21 protein-coding genes and 1 pseudogene are annotated in these 18,777 nt (G+C 60.1%); 14 read left to right on the top strand and 8 right to left on the bottom strand.

Annotation, left to right across the window (positions count from 1 at the left end):
- Nucleotides 1-112: 112 nt before the first annotated feature.
- From KW849_RS10465 to KW849_RS10455, 3 genes are all read right to left on the bottom strand, one after another.
- Complete coding sequence (locus KW849_RS10465) at nucleotides 113-1,015, bottom strand: alpha/beta fold hydrolase (RefSeq protein WP_218429342.1); 903 nt, start codon at nucleotides 1,013-1,015, stop codon at nucleotides 113-115.
- Nucleotides 1,015-1,797, bottom strand: a complete 783-nt coding sequence (locus KW849_RS10460; protein WP_218429340.1) for a class II aldolase/adducin family protein — start codon at nucleotides 1,795-1,797, stop codon at nucleotides 1,015-1,017. Before KW849_RS10460 ends, KW849_RS10465 begins: the two co-directional genes overlap by 1 nt.
- 226 nt (nucleotides 1,798-2,023) lie before the next feature.
- Entirely contained in the window at nucleotides 2,024-2,479 is a 456-nt protein-coding gene (locus KW849_RS10455) for a flavodoxin (RefSeq protein WP_115948088.1), read from the bottom strand.
- 155 nt (nucleotides 2,480-2,634) lie between these two features.
- Between KW849_RS10455 and KW849_RS10450 the strand changes: the two are divergent.
- Together KW849_RS10450 and KW849_RS10445 are read left to right on the top strand one after the other, a co-directional pair.
- Nucleotides 2,635-2,805 (top strand): annotated as a pseudogene (locus KW849_RS10450) (hypothetical protein); the annotation flags it as partial.
- A gap of 54 nt (nucleotides 2,806-2,859) precedes the next feature.
- A complete protein-coding gene (locus KW849_RS10445; RefSeq protein WP_218429338.1) occupies nucleotides 2,860-3,465 on the top strand; it encodes a hypothetical protein in 606 nt (201 codons plus the stop codon).
- Between the two features lie 3 nt (nucleotides 3,466-3,468).
- Here the strand turns inward: KW849_RS10445 and KW849_RS10440 are convergent, their stop codons facing one another.
- Nucleotides 3,469-4,428: a MerR family transcriptional regulator gene (locus KW849_RS10440; RefSeq protein WP_218429336.1), complete on the bottom strand. Its 960-nt coding sequence runs from the start codon at nucleotides 4,426-4,428 to the stop codon at nucleotides 3,469-3,471.
- A 212-nt stretch (nucleotides 4,429-4,640) separates the two neighbouring features.
- On the opposite strand from KW849_RS10440, the gene KW849_RS10435 reads away from it, so the two are divergent.
- The 7 genes from KW849_RS10435 (at nucleotide 4,641) to KW849_RS10405 (ending at nucleotide 9,220) form a co-directional block, all read left to right on the top strand.
- Complete coding sequence (locus KW849_RS10435) at nucleotides 4,641-5,210, top strand: antibiotic biosynthesis monooxygenase (protein ID WP_218429334.1); 570 nt, start codon at nucleotides 4,641-4,643, stop codon at nucleotides 5,208-5,210.
- 140 nt (nucleotides 5,211-5,350) lie between these two features.
- Entirely contained in the window at nucleotides 5,351-6,061 is a 711-nt protein-coding gene (gene folM / locus KW849_RS10430; RefSeq protein WP_218429332.1) for a dihydromonapterin reductase, read from the top strand.
- Between the two features lie 20 nt (nucleotides 6,062-6,081).
- Complete coding sequence (folE, locus tag KW849_RS10425; protein WP_085714576.1) at nucleotides 6,082-6,642, top strand: GTP cyclohydrolase I FolE; 561 nt, start codon at nucleotides 6,082-6,084, stop codon at nucleotides 6,640-6,642.
- Nucleotides 6,643-6,644: 2 nt separating this feature from the next.
- Complete coding sequence (gene folX, locus KW849_RS10420) at nucleotides 6,645-7,016, top strand: dihydroneopterin triphosphate 2'-epimerase (protein ID WP_108218231.1); 372 nt, start codon at nucleotides 6,645-6,647, stop codon at nucleotides 7,014-7,016.
- Between the two features lie 96 nt (nucleotides 7,017-7,112).
- On the top strand, nucleotides 7,113-7,409 hold the full coding sequence (locus KW849_RS10415; protein ID WP_218429330.1) for a DUF1244 domain-containing protein: 297 nt from the start codon (nucleotides 7,113-7,115) through the stop codon (nucleotides 7,407-7,409).
- Complete coding sequence (locus KW849_RS10410) at nucleotides 7,402-7,740, top strand: HopJ type III effector protein (RefSeq protein WP_218429328.1); 339 nt, start codon at nucleotides 7,402-7,404, stop codon at nucleotides 7,738-7,740. The genes KW849_RS10415 and KW849_RS10410 overlap by 8 nt, the downstream gene beginning before the upstream one ends.
- Before the next feature lie 223 nt (nucleotides 7,741-7,963).
- Nucleotides 7,964-9,220, top strand: coding sequence for an aspartate aminotransferase family protein (locus KW849_RS10405; protein ID WP_218429326.1), 1,257 nt, complete (start codon nucleotides 7,964-7,966; stop codon nucleotides 9,218-9,220).
- 109 nt (nucleotides 9,221-9,329) lie between these two features.
- Here the strand turns inward: KW849_RS10405 and trxB are convergent, their stop codons facing one another.
- Nucleotides 9,330-10,286, bottom strand: a complete 957-nt coding sequence (gene trxB, locus KW849_RS10400) for a thioredoxin-disulfide reductase (RefSeq protein WP_218429324.1) — start codon at nucleotides 10,284-10,286, stop codon at nucleotides 9,330-9,332.
- Between the two features lie 315 nt (nucleotides 10,287-10,601).
- Between trxB and cysZ the strand changes: the two genes are divergently transcribed.
- Entirely contained in the window at nucleotides 10,602-11,354 is a 753-nt protein-coding gene (gene cysZ, locus KW849_RS10395) for a sulfate transporter CysZ (protein WP_218429322.1), read from the top strand.
- 57 nt (nucleotides 11,355-11,411) lie between these two features.
- Nucleotides 11,412-12,611, top strand: coding sequence for a glycosyltransferase family 1 protein (locus KW849_RS10390; RefSeq protein WP_218429321.1), 1,200 nt, complete (start codon nucleotides 11,412-11,414; stop codon nucleotides 12,609-12,611).
- Nucleotides 12,612-12,737: 126 nt separating this feature from the next.
- On the opposite strand, the gene KW849_RS10385 is transcribed toward KW849_RS10390, so the two are convergent.
- The 3 genes from KW849_RS10385 to KW849_RS10375 all read right to left on the bottom strand — a co-directional run bounded on the left by KW849_RS10385 (nucleotide 12,738) and on the right by KW849_RS10375 (nucleotide 15,116).
- Nucleotides 12,738-13,841, bottom strand: a complete 1,104-nt coding sequence (locus KW849_RS10385; protein WP_218429319.1) for an NADH:flavin oxidoreductase — start codon at nucleotides 13,839-13,841, stop codon at nucleotides 12,738-12,740.
- Nucleotides 13,842-14,027: 186 nt separating this feature from the next.
- Nucleotides 14,028-14,510: a glutathione peroxidase gene (locus tag KW849_RS10380; RefSeq protein ID WP_108218223.1), complete on the bottom strand. Its 483-nt coding sequence runs from the start codon at nucleotides 14,508-14,510 to the stop codon at nucleotides 14,028-14,030.
- Nucleotides 14,511-14,630: 120 nt separating this feature from the next.
- Nucleotides 14,631-15,116 (bottom strand): peptidylprolyl isomerase, encoded by a 486-nt coding sequence (locus KW849_RS10375; RefSeq protein ID WP_008150718.1) that lies wholly within the window; start codon nucleotides 15,114-15,116, stop codon nucleotides 14,631-14,633.
- On the opposite strand from KW849_RS10375, the gene KW849_RS10370 reads away from it, so the two are divergent.
- The 3 genes from KW849_RS10370 (at nucleotide 15,085) to KW849_RS10360 (ending at nucleotide 18,632) form a co-directional block, all read left to right on the top strand.
- Nucleotides 15,085-15,411 carry a DUF3565 domain-containing protein gene (locus KW849_RS10370; RefSeq protein ID WP_218429318.1) on the top strand — a complete coding sequence of 109 codons (327 nt, stop codon included), beginning with the start codon at nucleotides 15,085-15,087 and terminating at the stop codon, nucleotides 15,409-15,411. The genes KW849_RS10375 and KW849_RS10370 overlap by 32 nt on opposite strands.
- Nucleotides 15,412-15,629: 218 nt before the next feature.
- Nucleotides 15,630-17,729 (top strand): phosphate acetyltransferase, encoded by a 2,100-nt coding sequence (pta, locus tag KW849_RS10365; protein ID WP_218429316.1) that lies wholly within the window; start codon nucleotides 15,630-15,632, stop codon nucleotides 17,727-17,729.
- The gene (locus KW849_RS10360) at nucleotides 17,730-18,632 is read left to right on the top strand and encodes an acyltransferase (RefSeq protein WP_218429314.1); all 903 of its coding nucleotides are present in this window, start codon (nucleotides 17,730-17,732) and stop codon (nucleotides 18,630-18,632) included.
- The last annotated feature ends 145 nt before the right edge of the window (nucleotides 18,633-18,777 follow it).

The following is an 18,777-nucleotide window of genomic DNA, read 5'->3' as shown; positions in this document are numbered from 1 at the left end:
CGTTGGGCCGCGAAGCGGGCCTTCTTTTTCCCTACAGAGCACGGGACTGCTACGCAGTCCAACGGGAGCAAGCTCCCTCGCCACAGAAGCAGAACAGGTTCAACGCTGCGAATCAGGAACACGCCACCTTGCGCGGCGCCAAGAGCAGTTGATCGCGAAACACCAGGTAGTGCTTGAGCACCTCGCAGGGCGCCTCGATCTGTGGGTAGTGGCCAATGTCGGGCAACACCACCGTGTCCGCCTCCGGGATCAGCTCCCGGTAACGCTCGACCATGTGCGCGCCGGAAACCGGATCGACCCCGCCATCGATCACCCGCAGCGGCACTTCACCGCGTTGCATCGCGCTCACCCAGCGGTTGCGCCAGACGCGTCGCTCCGGGATGTAGGCGATCAATTTATGCATGATCCGTGGTCCGCGATGGCTTTCGACCAGGCTCCAGAAGTCATCCATCTGGCTTTCACTGGGGCGGGTTTGCGGACCGAAAATCTGCCGGAAGCTTCTCACCAGACCATCACGGCTGAAGGCGCGGCCAATCATCCAGCCCAAAGGGCTGAGCAAGAGTTTTTGCATCAATACCGGGCGATGGGTTTCCGCAAACAAACCGCCATTGAGAAACACGCAACTGGCCAGCTCCACCCGCGACTCGTAATGCCGGGCCAGCAGTTCCTGGGCCACGCTGTCGCCGTAATCGTGGGCAAACAGGTGCACCGGCTGTTCGACATTCAGGTGTTCAAGCAGTGCCTGTTGCAGATCCGCTTGCTCCAGCAGGCTGTATTCGTGATTCGCAGGTTTGGCTGAATCGCCGAAGCCCAGCATGTCGCAAGCGATCACGCGAAACCGCTGACTCAAAGGCTGCCACAAGTAATGCCAGTCCCAACTGGCGGACGGGAAGCCGTGAATGAGCAACAGCGGCTCACCCTGCCCTGCTGTCCAGTAACGGATGCTCTGGCCATGGAATACGAACGTCTGGCTGCGTTTGCGCCAGACACACAGAGGGATCTCGGCGAGTTCCATCAGAGTTTATAACCCGGGTCCAGTTTATCGAGTTTGCGCAGCAGCGCCGGCCAGGCCAGCGCTCCGCCCATGCCTTGAGCACTTCGGGTGACACCCGCGAGCATGGCTTTGGCGCCGGCCAGAATCTGCGGTTCGATGGCGATCAGCTCAGCGGCACCGTTCTGCGCCATGACCTGAATGTCGCAGGCACGCTGGAAGGTAAACATCATCAGGAACGTATCGGCGATGGTGCTGCCGCAGGTCAGCAGACCGTGGTTATGCAGCATCAGGAAATTGTTTTCACCGAGGTCGGCCTGCAGCCGCACTTTCTCATCATGGTTAAGCGCCACGCCTTCGTAGGCGTGGTAGGCCAGGCTGGAAAGCACGAACAACGACTGTTGGCTGATCGGCAAAACGCCCTGCTTCTGTGCCGACACCGCCACCCCTGAAGCCGTGTGGGTGTGGAGCACGCAGACGACATCGTGACGAACTTCATGCACGGCGCTGTGGATGGTGTAACCCGCCGGATTGATCTCGTAAGGACTGTCCATCAGCTTGTTGCCGGCCTGATCCACCTTGACCAGGTTCGACGCGGTCATTTCATGAAACATCAACCCGAACGGATTGATCAGGAAGTCTTCGGTGCCGGGCACCTTGGCGGAGATATGGGTGAAGATCAGGTCATCCCAGCCGTGTTGAGCGACCAGGCGATAACAAGCCGCCAGGTCGACGCGGGTCTGCCACTCGGCAGCACTGACCTGGTGTTTGACACTGTGAGGCGATTGGACAGGATCGACAGTCACGGCAAGGAACCTCGGTTTTTTTATGATGGAGTGTTTCCTATGTTTACCGAGTCTAGTCACCCCTTGAGGTTCGTGTACTTGCATTCGCAGCCAGCTTGGTGACCCTGCGAGTCAGTCCCCCGGCCACCCTGGATCCATGTCAAACGACCGGCGCCAGCGATGGTCTGACAGGCGGTTTTTTACCGTACTGTCAGAACCCTGACTGGCATGGGTGCCGGGGCAACGATCAGGTGCGCAGTGCGTTGATCAGGTCCGACAGCCAAGGCTCGGCGTCTGTTTCGGGGGTCACACTTTCGCTGGCATCCAGGCGTAGCATCGGCAGTACTTCGCGAATGCCCAGTTCACCGAACAATTCGCGCATCTGCTCGCCGCCGCCACAAAAGGTATCGCCATAACTCGCATCACCCAATCCGATCACCGCGCCTGGCAAACCGCGCCAGGCCGCTGGCAATTGGTCGCGAATGGTCGAATACAGCGGTTGCAGGTTGTCCGGCAGCTCGCCCATGCCGGTGGTCGACGTCACCACCAGAAAGGCTTCGGGGCCATACGCCTGGATTTCGGCGAGGGTCGCACGCGGGTTGTGAAAGGTTTCGAAACCGGCGGCTTTCAACAGGCTGGCGGCGTGGCGGGCAACTTCTTCGGCCGTGCCGTACACCGAGCCGGAAATGATGGCGACTTTCATCAATCTGATCCTGAATCCGAGTCAAAGACCCGGATATTAACAGCACGGTCGTGATTGTTCTTTTAGAATGCAATCGACAATCAATCAGGAAAGGATACTCCGATGATTAATGCACAACTGCTGCAAATGGCGATCAACACTTCCAACGACGAGCGGTGAAAAATCCAGCGGACAGGCAAACCTACTTTGTCGGCGTGCAGAAAGATGTCACCGCGCAGGTCAAGACACTACAGCGCGTGACACAGCTTGAAGCGCAGTTGGCTGAACTCCAGGCCGAACTGACGGCGCTCAAGGCGACGAACGGCAAAAACCAAATCCAGAATTAATGGTCAGTAACTAGAATCACCGCTGGCTTTGTAATTATATCTTTCGGGCTGACCATGCAACGCGACGCACTCCTGACCCAGGATGAGCTGGATTTCATCCAGAGCATGCAACACAACCCGCAACTCAATGTGCGGGACGCGACGTCGAGCCTGCTCGTCAACGGGGGATCGCAAATTCGTGACCTGCTCACCCGCCTGGCGGCCCATGAGCAGGTCACCATTCAAGCCTGCTTCGAAAACCAGCAAATGACCTTCCCCCTGCACCTGGTGGAAGACGAGTTCCATGCGCTGCACCTGCGCCTCGGCGTGCCGAGCATCTATGAAGACGGACCGATGGTCCGGCCTTGGCGCCTGGTACTGGACGAACCGGTAGCACTGGAAAACGCCAAGGGTCAAACCGGCACCCTGTGGGTGCACGAAGTATCGTGCAAAGGGGTTTTGCTGGAGGTTCGCAACAAGACCAAGCCGCCGAAGCATTTCGCCTTGTGGTTCAGCCCGTCAGGTTATGAGCGGATTGCCTTGCGTGGCACTTTCGAGAAAGAAAACGAACAGGGCTTCTATGCCTATCAACTGAGCCAGAGCGATACGGACGAAACCGAGCGCCTGCGCCAGTTCATCCTGCAACAGCATCGGTTGACTCATCCCGCGCTGCATCTCTGAACCTCAAGTATCCAGGCTACCCGCCAGGAACTGCTTCAGACGCTGGCTCATGACCTCCCCCTCATTGCCCAGGCATCCGATCGATGACCCGGCCAGGCTCTCCTGTACCAGATCGCAAGCATCACCGGCCAACAACAATCGGCACTCCAGACTCATGGCCAGGCGATTCAAGCGCCGCGGCAACTCGGGAGCCGGCACATGATTGGAAAACAGCACCAGCGCCAAGGGCTTGAGCCTTTCACACGTCAGCGCCAGCTCATCGAACGGCTGACCAATGTTCAGCACACGAACGGCCACTGGCCCGGCACTCAGGAACAGGGCGGCGACCAACAGTTCCAGCTCGCGACAATGGCCAACCAAGGCACAGATGACCACCCGACGTGGCTGTTTGTCTCGCAGCAACAATAGACGCTGCACCACCCGGGAACGCAAAAAACCATCCAGGAATAGCCACTCGCTGGTACCGCCGAACTGGTCCTGTCGTTGCAACAATTGCTTCCAGACAGGGATCAGAATGTCCTGAAACACCACCGGCAGGACGTAACTGGAAAAGATTTGCCCGTAGACCTGCTCCAGCCGAATGTCGTCAAACCCGTTGACCGCAGCAAGAACCTGCTGCTGCCACTGTGCATAATCGGCTTCCACGAGGTTGTTGGGGATAATGTGCGACAACGCCTGGAGCGGCTGGGTTTTGGCGAGGATCCTGCCGATCTTGCTGACGACTACACCGCGCTCGACCCAGCCGAGGACATTGCGGACCCGCTCGATATCGGTCAGCGAATACAGGCGATGCCCACTTTCGGCGCGCATTGGAACAATCAGGCCATAACGTCGCTCCCAGGCTCGAAGCGTGACCGGATTGACGCCTGTCAGGCGCGCCACCTCGCGAATCGGATAGAGCTGTTCCTGCTCAAGGGAGACAGCCCGCGGTACACCTGAAACTACGTCAGTAAGGACAGGCATCTAGGATTGTATGTCCATGTGCAGATGGGATCCCATTTTTACTCCGCTACCCCACAACGATTCAAGTTCACAATCGAAAAAAACCGATCAAAGGTGAAACCGGCAGAATGAGGAATAATCCTTGCTTGTTTCAAGCTGCAGCCCACTACCCCGGCGCTGCGCCTGGCGAAGTTCCTATCCGGAGCGACGCAAATGTCTTACGGAGATGCACAATGTCTACCCCTCCCGTCACGCTGATGGTTGCGCGCCGCGTTGCCAATGGACGTTATCAAGACCTGATCGCCTGGCTGCGCGAAGGCGAACAACTGGCCACCGACTTTCCTGGCTACCTTGGCTCCGGCGTACTCGCACCGCCGCCCGGTGATGACGAATTCCAGATTATCTTCCGCTTCGCCGACGAGCAGACCCTGCATGCCTGGGAGCATTGTGCTTCGCGCAGCGCCTGGCTCGGACGCGGCAGCGAGTTGTTCGCCCACCCGACGGAACATCGGGTCAGCGGCATCGAGGGCTGGTTCGGTGCCGTCGGTCAACGCCCGCCGCGCTGGAAACAGGCCGTGGCAATCTGGTTGGCGTTCTTTCCGGTTTCCCTGCTGTTCAACTTTGCGCTGGGGTCGCTGCTGAGTGAGATGGCGCTGCTGCCCCGCGTGCTCGTCAGCACCCTGTGCCTGACGCCGCTGATGGTTTACCTGTTCATTCCGTTGTCGACGCGTTTGCTGGCAGGCTGGCTCAACAGCGCGCCGGCACGTCCATTGCCCACGACCTCAGTACCGCAAAACCGCTAAAAGATCGCGGGCTTCGCCAGCGCCTGCAAATCGGTAACAGATGGCGGCCCGTAGGAGCTGGCGAAGGCTGCGATCTTTTCCGAGACATCTCGCGACTCCTCGCTGGTATAGTTTTGTTCTCACCGCGACGCGAGCCGTTCATGACTTCTTCCGCAGCTCCCATCCTCATTACCGGCGCCGGCCAGCGTGTCGGCCTGCATTGCGCCCGGCGACTGCTGGAAGATGGCCAGCGCGTGATTTTCAGCTACCGTAGCGAGCGTCCCGGCGTACAAGCCCTGCGCGACCTGGGGGCCACCGCGGTGTTCGCAGACTTCGCCAGCGAGGCCGGGATCCTCGCCTTCATCAGTGAACTGAAAACCCACACCGACTGTTTGCGGGCGATTGTCCACAACGCCTCCGAATGGCTGGCCGAAACGCCGAACACCGACGCCGCGGCATTCACCCGCATGTTCAGTGTGCACATGCTGGCGCCTTACCTGATCAACCTGCATTGCGCCGACCTGCTGCAACGCTCAAGCCCCGCCGACATCGTGCACATCAGCGATGACGTGACCCGCAAGGGCAGCAGCAAGCACATCGGCTATTGCGCCAGCAAAGCCGGGCTCGACAGCCTGACCCTGTCCTTCGCCGCCAGGTACGCGCCGGCCATCAAGGTCAACGGAATCGCCCCGGCCCTGCTACTGTTCAACCCTGAAGACGACGCGGCCTACCGCACCAAGGTGCTGGCCAAGTCCGCGCTGGGCATCGAACCCGGCTGCGAAGTGATCTACCAGAGCCTGCGCTATCTGCTCGACAACCCTTATGTCACCGGCACCACCCTGACCGTCAACGGCGGACGGCACATCAAATAAGTGTCCCGCGAGGATTTTCCATGACGTTATCCCTGCCCCAGAATTATCGAGAGATCCTCATCGGTCTCGGTGAAAACCCCGACCGCGAAGGCTTGCTCGATACGCCGATGCGCGCGGCCAAAGCCATGCAGTACCTCTGCCATGGTTACGAGCAAAGTGTCGAAGAGATCGTCAACGGCGCGCTGTTCGCCTCCGACAACGATGAAATGGTCATCGTCGACAACATCGAGCTGTACTCGCTTTGCGAACACCACATGCTGCCCTTCATCGGCAAGGCGCATGTGGCTTATATTCCGACCGGCAAGGTGTTGGGCCTGTCGAAGATTGCGCGACTGGTGGACATGTTCGCCCGGCGCCTGCAGATCCAGGAAAACCTCACCCGGCAAATCGCCGACGCGGTGCAACAGGTGACCGGCGCGGCCGGTGTCGCAGTGGTCATCGAAGCGCAGCACATGTGCATGATGATGCGCGGCGTCGAGAAACAGAATTCGACCATGAACACCTCGGTGATGCTCGGCGCCTTCCGCGAGTCGAGCAACACCCGCCAGGAGTTCCTGCAATTGATTGGACGGAGCAAGTAGCAATGCCACAACTTCAGCCAGGCATGGCACGCATCCGGGTCAAAGACCTGTGCCTGCGTACCTACATCGGCATCAACGAGGATGAAATCCTCAACAAGCAGGATGTGCTGATCAACCTCACCATTCTGTACGCAGCCCAGGAAGCGGTACGGGACAACGACATCGATCACGCGTTGAACTACCGCACGATCACCAAGGCGATCATCGCCCATGTGGAAGGCAACCGCTTTGCGCTGCTCGAACGCCTGACCCAGGAAATTCTCGACCTGGTGATGGCCAACGCATCGGTGCTCTACGCCGAGGTCGAGGTCGACAAGCCCCACGCGCTGCGATTCGCCGAGTCGGTGTCGATTACGCTGGCAGCGAGCCGCTAGCTTCAAGCTACAAGCGCCAAGCTGTAAACTTGCAGCCACCGCCATCCAACTTGCAGCTTCAATCGTGCCGTTTGAAGCTGTCTCGCAGAGACCGCCATGACCGATCAACAACGCCTGGAACTCGAAGCCGCCGCCTTTCGCCGGCTGGTGGCCCATCTGGACAGCCGCAAGGATGTGCAGAACATCGACCTGATGAACCTCTCGGGCTTCTGCCGCAACTGCCTGTCCAAGTGGTACAAGGCTGCGGCTGACGAACGCCAGATCGAAGTCAGCCTCGACGAAGCCCGCGAAGTGGTTTACGGCATGCCGTACGCCGAGTGGAAAGCCCAATTTCAGCAAGAAGCCAACGCCGAACAACAGGCGGCGTTCGCCAAAGGAAAACCCAATGAGTGATTTGAACACCCTGCGCGCCAGCCTCAACAGCGGCGAACACGCCTTCGCCGAGACTCTTGCGTTCATTGCTGCCGGTTACGACTACCAGCCTCAGGCTTTCAACAATGGTGGCGTGGAAAACGCGGCCGGGCAGAACGAAGGCTCGTGCAAGACCCTGGGTCTGGCGCTGCTCGAAGGCTTGAGTGATGCAGAAGCCCTGCTGGCGTTCGGTGAGCATTACCGCTCGGTGCTGGCGACGCCGGAAGGCAGCGACCATGGCAATATCCGCGCGTTGATTGCTCACGGCCTGGCGGGTGTGAAGTTCGCTCAGCAGCCGTTGACTCGCCGCTGATACCAAAAAGATCGCAGCCTTCGGCAGCTCCTACAGGGCATCACACCTCAATGTAGGAGCTGCCGAAGGTTCGGGCCGCGTTCAGACGATCTTTTGATCTTTGCTGTTTCGCCCTGCACATTCCGACTTTTAAGATTGACCCGGCAACTTTATTTCGTTTGCCCCGTACCACCGCTCACGGCTTAGATAAAAAGAAGTCCTCCTTCTTCCGAGCCGGTCATCCATGCGCAGCGAATCCATCAGCCAGTCGATCAACATCGTTCATCCTGTCACGCTCAGCCACGGCAAAAACGCCGAGGTCTGGGACACCGATGGCAAACGCTACATCGACTTTGTCGGCGGCATCGGCGTGTTGAACCTCGGCCATTGCCATCCGCGTATCGTCCAAGCCATCCGCGAACAAGCCACCCGACTGACCCATTACGCGTTCAACGCTGCGCCCCATGTGCCTTACCTCGAACTGATGGATCGCCTCAGCGCGTTCATGCCGGTGAGTTACCCGGTCAGCGGCATGCTCACCAACAGCGGCGCGGAAGCAGCGGAAAACGCCCTGAAGATCGTCCGTGGCGCCACCGGCCGCAGCGCGGTCATTGCCTTCGACGGCGCTTTCCACGGCCGCACACTGGCCACCCTGAACCTCAACGGCAAAGTCGCGCCCTACAAACAGAAAGTCGGCGTGCTGCCGGGGCCGGTATTTCACCTGCCCTTCCCCAGCCAGGACAACGACGTCACCTGTGCCGAGGCCCTCAAAGCCATGGAGCGCCTGTTCAGTGTAGAAATCGATGTCGAAGACGTCGCCTGCTTTATCGTTGAACCGGTGCAGGGCGAAGCGGGTTTCCTGGCCATGGAGGCCGAGTTCGCCCAGGCGCTGCGCAAGTTCTGCGACGACAAGGGCATTGTGCTGATCGCCGATGAAATCCAGTCCGGTTTCGGCCGAACCGGCCAGCGCTTCGCGTTCTCGCGACTGGGCATCGAGCCAGACCTGATCCTGCTCGGCAAAAGCATCGCTGGCGGCGTGCCGCTGGGTGCGGTGGTCGGGCGCAAGTCGCTGCTCGACAACTTGCCCAAGGGCGGACTCGGTGGCACTTACTCCGGCAACCCCATCGCCTGCGCTGCGGCACTGGCAACCCTCGACGAAATGACCGATGCCAACCTGCACGCCTGGGGCACGCAACAGGAAGAAGCGATTGTCGGCCGCCATGCAACCTGGCGCGCGAACAAGCTGACGCCGTACCTGGGACGCCTGACTGGCGTCGGCGCCATGCGTGGCATCGAGCTGATCAACGCCGATGGCTCTCCCGCACCGGCACAATTGACCCAATTGCTGGCACTGGCGCGGGACGCGGGCCTGCTGCTGATGCCCAGTGGCAAATCACGGCACATCATTCGCTTGCTGGCGCCGTTGACCATCGAGGCTGCGGTGCTGGAGGAAGGGTTCGATATCCTTGAAGCCTGCCTTGCAAAACTGACTCAAGCATAACGCCCCCCTGTAGGAGCAGCCTTCGGCAGCTCCTACAGGGTTGAACGCATTGTTCGTGGACACAAAAAAACCGGCCGAAGCCGGTTTTCTTATTTCGACGAAAGCAGAATCAAGCGTTCTGCAGGTCGTCGAGGTAACGCTCCGCGTCCAGTGCGGCCATGCAGCCAGCGCCAGCCGAGGTGATGGCCTGACGGTACACGTGGTCAGCCACGTCACCAGCGGCGAAGATACCTTCCAGGTTGGTGGCAGTGGCGTTGCCGTCACGGCCGCCCTGCACAACCAGGTAGCCGTCTTTGAGGGTCAACTGGCCTTCGAACAACGAGGTGTTCGGGGTGTGGCCGATGGCGATGAACACGCCGTCGACTTTCACTTCGTCGAAGCTGCCGTCGTTGTTCTTCAGGCGCGCACCGGTCACACCCATGTTGTCGCCCAGCACTTCGTCCAGGGTCGCGTTCAGCTTCAGCTCGATCTTGCCTTCGGCAACGCGCGCGTTCAGCTTGTCGATCAGGATCTTCTCGGCGCGGAAGGTTTCGCGACGGTGGATCAGCGTGACTTTGCTGGCGATGTTGGCCAGGTACAGGGCCTCTTCGACAGCGGTGTTGCCGCCGCCGACCACGGCAACCGGCTTGTTGCGGTAGAAGAAACCGTCGCAGGTCGCGCAGGCCGAAACGCCTTTGCCCATGAAGGTTTCTTCGGACGGCAGGCCCAGGTAACGAGCGCTGGCGCCGGTGGCGATGATCAGGGCGTCGCAGGTGTAAGTCGCGCTGTCGCCGGTCAAGGTGTACGGCTTGGCAGCGAAGTCCACGGCATTGATGTGATCGAACACGATCTCGGTTTCGAAACGCTCGGCGTGCTCGCGCATCCGCTCCATCAGCGCCGGGCCGGTCAGGCCGTGGACGTCGCCCGGCCAGTTGTCGACTTCGGTGGTGGTGGTCAGTTGACCGCCGGCCTGCATGCCGGTGATCAGCAGTGGCTTGAGGTTGGCACGGGCGGCATAGACCGCGGCGCTGTAACCGGCAGGGCCGGAACCGAGAATAATCACTCGCGAATGACGGACTTCAGACATGACCTGCTCCTGTTGACCGGCCCGGAACACCTGGCGCGGAACGCCGGATTGCCGGCTGGAATAAAAAAGAACGGTTGAAAGCACTTGGGGAAGGCTTGAACCCGACCGTCCTGTAAAAAGATTGGGTGCAGCGTATCGAGGGGGCGAAGATTAAGGAAATACGGATTAACAATCCAGCTCATAGGTGGTCTCTATGCCATCTGACCGACGATATCGACGTCTTTGTTACAGTGAATGTCGATACCACTGCCGCGCTTTCGCACGTGAAGCAAAGCCGGTAAGGTCGGCGCGATTCCCCTCTGCCCGGAGCCTCTTATGCCCGCCCCCGTTCTGTCCGGCCCGCAATACCTGCGCGAAGGCCTCAAGCTGGTGCTGAGCCCCAGCCTGCGTTTGTTCGTGTTGTTGCCGCTGGCGATCAACCTGGTGCTGTTCGTCGGATTGATCTACCTGGCCGGCCATCAATTCAGCCTGTGGGTCGACACGCTGATGCCGTCCCTGCCCGACTGGCTGAGTTTTCTCAGCTACATCCTCTGGCCGCTGTTCGTGGTGCTCGTCGTGCTGATGGTGTTCTTCACCTTCACCATGCTCGCCAACGTCATTGCCGCGCCATTCAACGGCTTCCTCGCGGAAAAAGTCGAGGTGGTGGTGCGCGGCACCGACGACTTCCCGACCTTCAGCTGGGGCGAACTGATTGCGATGATTCCGCGCACCCTGGCCCGGGAAATGCGCAAGCTCGGCTACTTTCTGCCCCGGGCAATCGGGCTGTTCATCCTCTCGTTCATCCCGGTGGTGAACATCATCGCCGCACCGCTGTGGCTATTGTTCGGGGTGTGGATGATGGCGATCCAGTACATCGACTATCCGGCGGACAACCACAAGCTGGGCTGGAACGAAATGCTCGCCTGGCTGCGACAGAAGCGCTGGCAGAGCATGAGCTTCGGCGGCAGCGTGTACCTGGTGCTGCTGATCCCGGTGGTCAACATCCTGATGATGCCGGCCGCCGTGGCCGGGGCAACGCTGTTCTGGGTGCGTGAACGCGGCGCGGAAAACCTGGTGGCGCAGCGCTGAGCCATCAGCGCCGATACCGCAGTCACAAATCCATCATCCCGACGTCACACTGACGACATGGCCCCGGCCGACACTGGGGTCATGACGACAGCTCTGCATATCACTCTGATCACCGAAACCTTCCCTCCGGAAATCAACGGCGTGGCCAATACCCTGGGTCGCTTGTGCGACGGTTTGCGCGCACGCGGGCATCAGGTGGAACTGGTGCGACCACGTCAGGGCTGCGACCAGCAGTTGGGCAGCGACGATGAACTTCTGCTGTGTCGCGGCTGGCCGCTACCGGGCTATCCCGGCCTGCAATGGGGTCAGTCGTCGATGCACAAACTGCTACGGCGCTGGACGCGTCATCGCCCAGATGTGCTCTACATCGCCACCGAAGGGCCGCTGGGTCTGTCGGCCTTGCGTGCGGCACGGCGACTGGGAATTTCCGTGGTCAGCGGTTTCCACACCAATTTCCAGCAATACTCCAACCAGTACGGGTTTGGTTTGCTCACGCGCCTGCTGACTCACTACCTGCGCTGGTTCCACAACCGCTCGACCATGACCCTGGTGCCCAGCGTCAGTCAGCGCATGGAACTGGAGCGACGTCATTTCGAACGACTGGCGTTGCTGTCCCGAGGCGTCGACAGCGAACTGTTTCACCCGGCCAAACGCTTGAATGCCCTGCGCGAGCAATGGGGACTGGCCGAGGCAGACATCGCCGTCATTCATGTCGGCCGCCTGGCCCCGGAAAAAAACCTCGGCCTGCTCAAGCGTACCTTCAATACCCTCAAGGCGAGTTATCCCAAGCGCATCCTGAAACTGATCGTGGTCGGCGATGGCCCACAGCGCCAGGAACTGGAAAACGAAATCCCCGAGGCGATTTTCTGTGGCACCCAACGGGGTGAAGCCCTGGCGTGTCACTACGCGTCGGGCGATGTGTTTCTGTTTCCGAGCCTGACCGAAACCTTTGGCAATGTAGTGCTTGAAGCACTTGCCTCGGGGCTCGGCGTGGTGGCTTACGACCAGGCGGCAGCCGCCCAGCATATTCGTCATGGCTACAGCGGCGTGCTGGCGATGCCGGGAGATGAAGAAGCGTTCTGCGATGCAGCGGCATGGCTGCTGGAGGACAGGGAAGCCTTGCGCAATGTGCGGCTCAATGCGCGCCAGCATGCCAGTCGCCAGGGCTGGGCGTCGATCATCGAGCAGTTCGAAGGGCAGTTGCGCGGGGCTTGTGCCGGGGAGATGGTGGTGCCGAATGCACCGACTGTTCCCTGATTTTGTAGTGCTCTTTAGTCAGTCTTCGCGAGCAAGCCCGCTCCCACAGGTAACCGAGTTATCTCAGAGAGATGAGGTCACCTGTGGGAGCGGGCTTGCTCGCGAAAGCGTAAGTCCAATCGCGGCTTAAACCAGCGTCATCAACGCCTCACGGCTGAACGGCAGAATGTCCTCTTCATGACCGTCGCGCACTTTCTGCGCCCAGTCCGGGTCCACCAGCAACGCACGACCGACCGCCACCAGGTCGAATTCGTCGTTGTTCAGGCGCTCCAGCAGTTTTTCCAGGCTGGCCGGTTGTGCGACCTTGTCGGTGTTGACCATGAACTGCAGGAACTCGCCATCCAGGCCGACGCTGCCCACGGTGATGGTCGGCTTGCCGGTGAGTTGACGGGTCCATCCGGCCAGGTTCAACTCGGAACCGTCGAACTCAGGCTCCCAGAAACGGCGGGTCGAGCAGTGGAAAATATCCACGCCCGCATCCGCCAGCGGCTTGAGGAACTCGCCCAAGGCTTCCGGTGTTTGCACCAGACGCGCGGTGTAGTCCTGCTGCTTCCACTGGGAGAAACGGAAGATGATCGGGAAACCTTCACCGACCGCGGCACGCACGGCCTGAATCAATTCAATGGCCAAGCGCGAACGGTTGGCCAGGCTGCCGCCGTATTCGTCGGTACGCCGGTTGCTGCCTTCCCAGAAGAACTGGTCGATCAGGTAACCGTGGGCACCGTGGATTTCCACGCCGTCCATGCCGATGCTCTGGGCATCCTTGGCGGCCTGGGCAAACGCGGCGATCACGTCCTGGATGTCCTGTTTGGTCATGCCGTGCACCACGACCTGACCTTCCTTCACTTTTTCCGAGGGGCCATAACCCGGCACGCTGGCGTCCGGCTCGGTGCCGATACGACGTACGCTGCCCACATGCCACAGCTGCGGAACGATCTTGCCGCCTGCGGCGTGAACGGCATCGACGACTTTCTTCCAGCCGGCCAGTGCCGCTTCACCGTAGAAATGCGGAACGTTCGGGTAGCCGTTGGACGCCTTGTGACCGACGGTGGTGCCTTCGGTGACGATCAGGCCGACGCCCGCAGCGGCGCGGCGACGGTAGTATTCGATCACTTTGGAGTTGGGCACGCCGCCCGGTGAAAAGGAGCGGGTCATCGGCGCCATGACGACGCGGGTCGGCAGTTCAAGGGTGCCGAGGCGGAACGGTTTGAACAGGGCTTTGACGGGCATGGGACGCTCCACGGAACATAGACTTTATGACGGCGATAATATGGAGAGCACCAAGCATTGAACAGCACTATTGATTTCAGTGATTAAGGATTAGAAACGAAAAGATCGCAGCCTGCGGCAGCTCCTACATGGGAATGTGAACACCTGTAGGAGCTGCCGCAGGCTGCGATCTTTTGATCTTTCTTTTTAGCTCAGCGCTTTTTCGATCGCATGAACGATGGTCGGATCATCCGGCGCCGTTCGCGGCGAGAACCGCGCCAGCACGCGGCCGTCCTTGCCCAGCAGGAATTTCTCGAAGTTCCAGGTAATGTCACCGGGAAATTCAGCGCCCTCGCCCGCCAGCAAGCGGTACAACTGATGACGATCATGCCCGTTGACTTCCAGCTTGCTGGACAACGGAAAGGTCACGCCATAGTTGAGGCTGCAGAAATCCTTGATCTGCTGCTCGGTCCCCGGTTCCTGCCCGGCAAACTGGTTGCACGGCAAGCCCAACACGCTGAAGCCTTTGGCCTTGTATTGCTGGTAGAGGTTTTCCAGCGCCGCGTACTGCGGAGTCAAGCCGCATTTGGAGGCGACGTTGACCACCAGCACGACTTGGCCTTTGAAAGGCGCCAGAGGTAGCTCCTGTCCATCCAGGGCTGTCAATTTAAGGTCATGAAAAGCACTCATGGCGTACTCCAGATTCCCGTGTTCTTCTCGAAACAGCCACTTGGCGGTGTCGTCAGGGACAGCCGCAGACTAAAAAGGCGCCCTCGGGGCGCCTCTCCAGTTATGAGCTTAGCGCAGAAATCAGTGGTGATGGCCACCTTCGCCATGGACGTGACCATGAGCGATTTCTTCCTGGCTGGCGTCACGGATGTCGATGATCTTGACCTGGAAATTCAGGCGCTGACCGGCCAACGGGTGGTTGCCGTCGACGGTCACGTCGTCGCCGTCCAGATCACGGATGGTCACGATCTGCATCTGGCCGTCCGGAGCGGAAGCGTGGAACTGCATGCCCACTTCCAGTTCATCGACGCCTTCGAACATGCTGCGGCTCAGGGTGCTGACCAGTTCGGCAGCGTATTCGCCGTAAGCGTCTTCCGGTTCAACGGCTACGGTCAGCTCGTCGCCGACAGTCTTGCCTTCCAGGGCCTTTTCCAGGCCCGGGATGATGTTGCCTGCGCCTTGCAGGTAGACCAGCGGCGCGCCGCCGGCGGAGCTGTCGATGACCTCACCAGCGTCGTTGGTCAGGGTATAGTCGATGGAGACAGCCTTATTGGCGGCGATCAGCATGGGGCGAGACCTTTTGCATAAGAAGATTGAAAGGCCAAGTTTAGCGAAGCAATCGTCCGAAAGCGAACACAACCCGGACAGACGGAATTCGACGGTCACAGGCTTCCGTCAGGACGAGGACGGACACTGGGTGGTCGAGCTTTCCTGCGGCCACACCCAACACCTGCGGCACCAGCCACCCTGGCAATCGCGCGCCTGGGTCATGGACCCTGCGCAGCGCCAGGAAAAAATAGGCCAGCCCTTTGATTGTGGTTGGTGCGCACAAGGCTCGGTTAGCGATAACCTTGGCGACTGAATTTCGGTAGACGACCAGCTATAGGTCATCACCTGGCGGCCCGTACGGCTTTTGCGTCAGATCAAATTCGGATGCCTGAAATCCATAGCCAAGGCGCCGCGACGAGTCATAGCGCGCTATGGGGAGGAGCGGCAACGCAGGATATGGATTTCAGACGCCGAATTTGACTGACAGCAAAGACCGCACGGGCTGCCCACATGCACCTTTAGAGAATCCGCATGCAAACTTTTTTTATCGCACCCACCGATTTTGGTGTGGGTCTGACCTCCATCAGCCTCGGGCTGGTGCGTACCCTTGAGCGCGCGGGCCTCAAGGTCGGTTTTTTCAAGCCGATTGCCCAGCCGCATCCGGGTGACACGGGCCCGGAACGTTCCACCGAACTGGTGGCGCGTACCCACGGCTTGAAACCGCCCCAGCCCCTGGGCCTGGCCCATGTCGAGCGCATGCTCGGCGACGGTCAGCTCGATGAACTGCTCGAAGAAATCATCGCCCTTTATCAGCAGGCTGCCATCGGCAAGGACGTGCTGATCGTCGAAGGCATGGTCCCGACCCGCAGCGCCAGTTACGCCGCGCGAGTCAACCTGCACCTGGCCAAGAGCCTCGACGCCGAGGTGATCCTGGTCTCGGCACCGGAAAACGAAGTGCTGACCGAGCTCTCCGGTCGCGTCGAGTTGCAGGCGCAATTGTTCGGCGGCCCGAAAGACCCGAAAGTCCTCGGCGTGATCCTCAACAAGGTCAAGACCGAAGAAAGCATGGAGGCCTTCGCCACGCGCCTGAAGGAGCATTCGCCGTTGCTGCGCAGTGGTGATTTTCGCTTGCTCGGCTGCATTCCGTTCCAGCCGGAACTGAACGCCCCGCGCACCCGCGACGTCGCCGACCTGATGGGTGCGCAAGTGCTCAACGCCGGTGATTATGAAACCCGGCGCATGACCAAAATCATCATTTGCGCCCGCACCATGCGCAACACCGTGGAGCTGCTCAAGCCCGGCGTGCTGGTGGTGACCCCCGGCGACCGCGATGACATCATACTCGCCGTCAGCCTCGCGGCCTTGAACGGCGTGCCGCTGGCCGGCCTGTTGCTGACCAGCGACACCCTGCCCGACCCGCGCATCATGGACCTGTGCCGCGGCGCCCTGCAGGCCGGATTGCCGGTGCTGTCGGTGAGTACCGGCTCCTATGACACCGCCAACCTGCTCAATGGCCTGAACAAGGAAATCCCCATCGATGACCGCGAGCGCGCCGAAATCATCACCGATTTCATCGCCGGTCATCTCGACGCCAACTGGCTGCACCAGCGCTGCGGAACACCCCGGGAAATGCGCCTGTCGCCAGCCGTTTTCCGCTATCAATTGATCCAGCGCGCCCAGGCGGCCAACAAGCGCATCGTGTTGCCCGAAGGCAGCGAGCCGCTGACGGTGCAAGCCGCTGCAATCTGCCAGGCCCGCGGCATTGCCCGTTGCGTATTGCTGGCGAAACCGGCGGATGTCGAAGCCGTCGCCCGCGCCCAGGGTATCGAGTTGCCGCCAGGGCTGGAAATCCTCGATCCAGACCTGATCCGCGAGCGTTACGTCGAGCCGATGGTCGCCCTGCGTAAAAGCAAAAGCCTCAACGCACCCATGGCCGAGCAACAACTGGAAGACACCGTGGTGATCGGCACCGTGATGCTGGCGCTGGATGAAGTCGACGGGCTGGTGTCCGGAGTCATTCACTCCACCGCCAACACCATCCGCCCGGCCCTGCAACTGATCAAGACCGCGCCGGGCTGCACGCTGGTGTCTTCGGTGTTCTTCATGCTGTTTCCGGAAGAGGTGCTGGTCTACGGCGACTGCGTGATGAACCCGCATCCGAGCGCCAGCGAACTGGCCGAGATTGCGTTGCAAAGCGCCGACTCGGCGGCGGCATTCGGCATCACTCCACGAGTGGCGATGATCAGTTACTCCAGCGGTGAGTCGGCCAGCGGTGAAGAAGTCGAGAAGGTGCGCGAAGCGACGTTGCTCGCCCACGAACAACAGAACTCATTATTGATCGACGGCCCATTGCAGTACGACGCCGCTGCCAACGAAACCGTGGCCAGGCAACTGGCGCCGAACAGTCAGGTGGCCGGTCGTGCCACGGTGTTCGTGTTCCCCGACCTGAACACCGGCAACACCACCCACAAGGCCGTGCAGCGCAGCGCCGACTGCGTTAGCCTCGGGCCGATGCTGCAAGGCCTGCGCAAACCGGTGAACGATTTGCCGCGCGGCGCGCAGGTCGATGACATCGTCTACACCATCGCGTTGACCGCGATCCAGGCTGCCAACCGACCTATGGATGTATAAATGCTGGATTTTCTACCTGCTGCGCTGCGAGGCGTGATCGCCTCGCTGCTGTTGGCACTGAACACGATTTTGCTCTGTTCGTTCCTGTTCTGCGTGGCACTCGTCAAGGCACTCCCGTTCGCCCTCACCCAGCGCCTCGCGCACTGGCTGATGAGTCATACCCATGAAGCCTGGATCAGTATCAACAAAGGCTGGATGAACCTCGTCCGCCGCACCCGCTGGCACATCAGCGGCCTGCAAGGCCTCGACTATCGGCACTCGTACCTGATCACCAGCAACCACCAGAGCTGGGTTGACATCCTGGTGCTGCAATACGTGCTCAACCGGCGCATCCAACCGCTGAAGTTCTTTCTCAAGCAGGTGCTGATCTGGGTTCCGGTGATCGGCCTGGCCTGGTGGGCACTGGGCTTCCCGTTCATGAAGCGCTACTCCAAGGCTTATCTGGAGAAGCATCCGGAAAAGAAAGGCAAGGACCTGGAAACCACGCGCAAGACCTGCGCGAAATTCCGCGACAACCCGGTGGGCATTTTCAATTTCGTCGAGGGCACGCGCTTCACCAAGGGTAAGCATGCCCAGCAGCAGTCACCCTTCAAGTACCTGCTCAAGCCCAAGGCCGGAGGCATTGCCTTTGTGCTGGATGCGATGGGCGAACAGCTTGAATCCCTGGTCAACGTGACCATCCACTACCCCGCCGGGCGCCCGGGTTTCTGGGACTTGCTGTGTGGGGAGGTGGCGGATGTGGTGGTGCACTTCGAAGAACTGAATATCCCGCCGCAATTCATCGGCAAGAATTACGACCAGGACGGTGAATACCGCCTGCAGTTTCAGGGCTGGATCAATCAGTTGTGGCAGGACAAGGATGCGTTGCTGGAGCAACTGCATCGGGAATATCCAAAGAAGTAAGATCAAAAGATCGCAGCCTTCGGCAGCTCCTACATTGGTTCGGCGTACATCCCGTAGGAGCTGCCGAAGGCTGCGATCTTTTGACGATCTGAAAGACACAAAAAACCCGTCGATGATCACTCATCGGCGGGTTTTTCATTGGCGG

The organism is Pseudomonas sp. PDM26, assembly GCF_019219185.1.
GTDB lineage: Bacteria > Pseudomonadota > Gammaproteobacteria > Pseudomonadales > Pseudomonadaceae > Aquipseudomonas.
The sequence above is the reverse complement of the archived record's forward strand: the minus strand, read 5'-3'. Positions and strand labels throughout refer to the sequence as shown.

Bases quoted from the DNA above. Each gene is read 5' to 3' on its own strand.
- KW849_RS10465 (WP_218429342.1), bottom strand. From the start codon at position 1,015: ATGGAACTCGCCGAGATCCCTCTGTGTGTCTGGCGCAAACGCAGCCAG.
- KW849_RS10405 (WP_218429326.1), top strand. From the start codon at position 7,964: ATGCGCAGCGAATCCATCAGCCAGTCGATCAACATCGTTCATCCTGTC.
- KW849_RS10440 (WP_218429336.1), bottom strand. From the start codon at position 4,428: ATGCCTGTCCTTACTGACGTAGTTTCAGGTGTACCGCGGGCTGTCTCC.
- KW849_RS10375 (WP_008150718.1), bottom strand. From the start codon at position 15,116: ATGCTGATCGCCGCCAATAAGGCTGTCTCCATCGACTATACCCTGACC.
- folM (WP_218429332.1), top strand. From the start codon at position 5,351: ATGACTTCTTCCGCAGCTCCCATCCTCATTACCGGCGCCGGCCAGCGT.
- folE (WP_085714576.1), top strand. From the start codon at position 6,082: ATGACGTTATCCCTGCCCCAGAATTATCGAGAGATCCTCATCGGTCTC.
- KW849_RS10370 (WP_218429318.1), top strand. From the start codon at position 15,085: ATGGAGACAGCCTTATTGGCGGCGATCAGCATGGGGCGAGACCTTTTG.
- KW849_RS10415 (WP_218429330.1), top strand. From the start codon at position 7,113: ATGACCGATCAACAACGCCTGGAACTCGAAGCCGCCGCCTTTCGCCGG.
- KW849_RS10390 (WP_218429321.1), top strand. From the start codon at position 11,412: ATGGCCCCGGCCGACACTGGGGTCATGACGACAGCTCTGCATATCACT.
- trxB (WP_218429324.1), bottom strand. From the start codon at position 10,286: ATGTCTGAAGTCCGTCATTCGCGAGTGATTATTCTCGGTTCCGGCCCT.
- KW849_RS10445 (WP_218429338.1), top strand. From the start codon at position 2,860: ATGCAACGCGACGCACTCCTGACCCAGGATGAGCTGGATTTCATCCAG.
- cysZ (WP_218429322.1), top strand. From the start codon at position 10,602: ATGCCCGCCCCCGTTCTGTCCGGCCCGCAATACCTGCGCGAAGGCCTC.
- KW849_RS10455 (WP_115948088.1), bottom strand. From the start codon at position 2,479: ATGAAAGTCGCCATCATTTCCGGCTCGGTGTACGGCACGGCCGAAGAA.
- KW849_RS10435 (WP_218429334.1), top strand. From the start codon at position 4,641: ATGTCTACCCCTCCCGTCACGCTGATGGTTGCGCGCCGCGTTGCCAAT.
- KW849_RS10380 (WP_108218223.1), bottom strand. From the start codon at position 14,510: ATGAGTGCTTTTCATGACCTTAAATTGACAGCCCTGGATGGACAGGAG.
- KW849_RS10360 (WP_218429314.1), top strand. From the start codon at position 17,730: ATGCTGGATTTTCTACCTGCTGCGCTGCGAGGCGTGATCGCCTCGCTG.
- KW849_RS10410 (WP_218429328.1), top strand. From the start codon at position 7,402: ATGAGTGATTTGAACACCCTGCGCGCCAGCCTCAACAGCGGCGAACAC.
- pta (WP_218429316.1), top strand. From the start codon at position 15,630: ATGCAAACTTTTTTTATCGCACCCACCGATTTTGGTGTGGGTCTGACC.
- folX (WP_108218231.1), top strand. From the start codon at position 6,645: ATGCCACAACTTCAGCCAGGCATGGCACGCATCCGGGTCAAAGACCTG.
- KW849_RS10385 (WP_218429319.1), bottom strand. From the start codon at position 13,841: ATGCCCGTCAAAGCCCTGTTCAAACCGTTCCGCCTCGGCACCCTTGAA.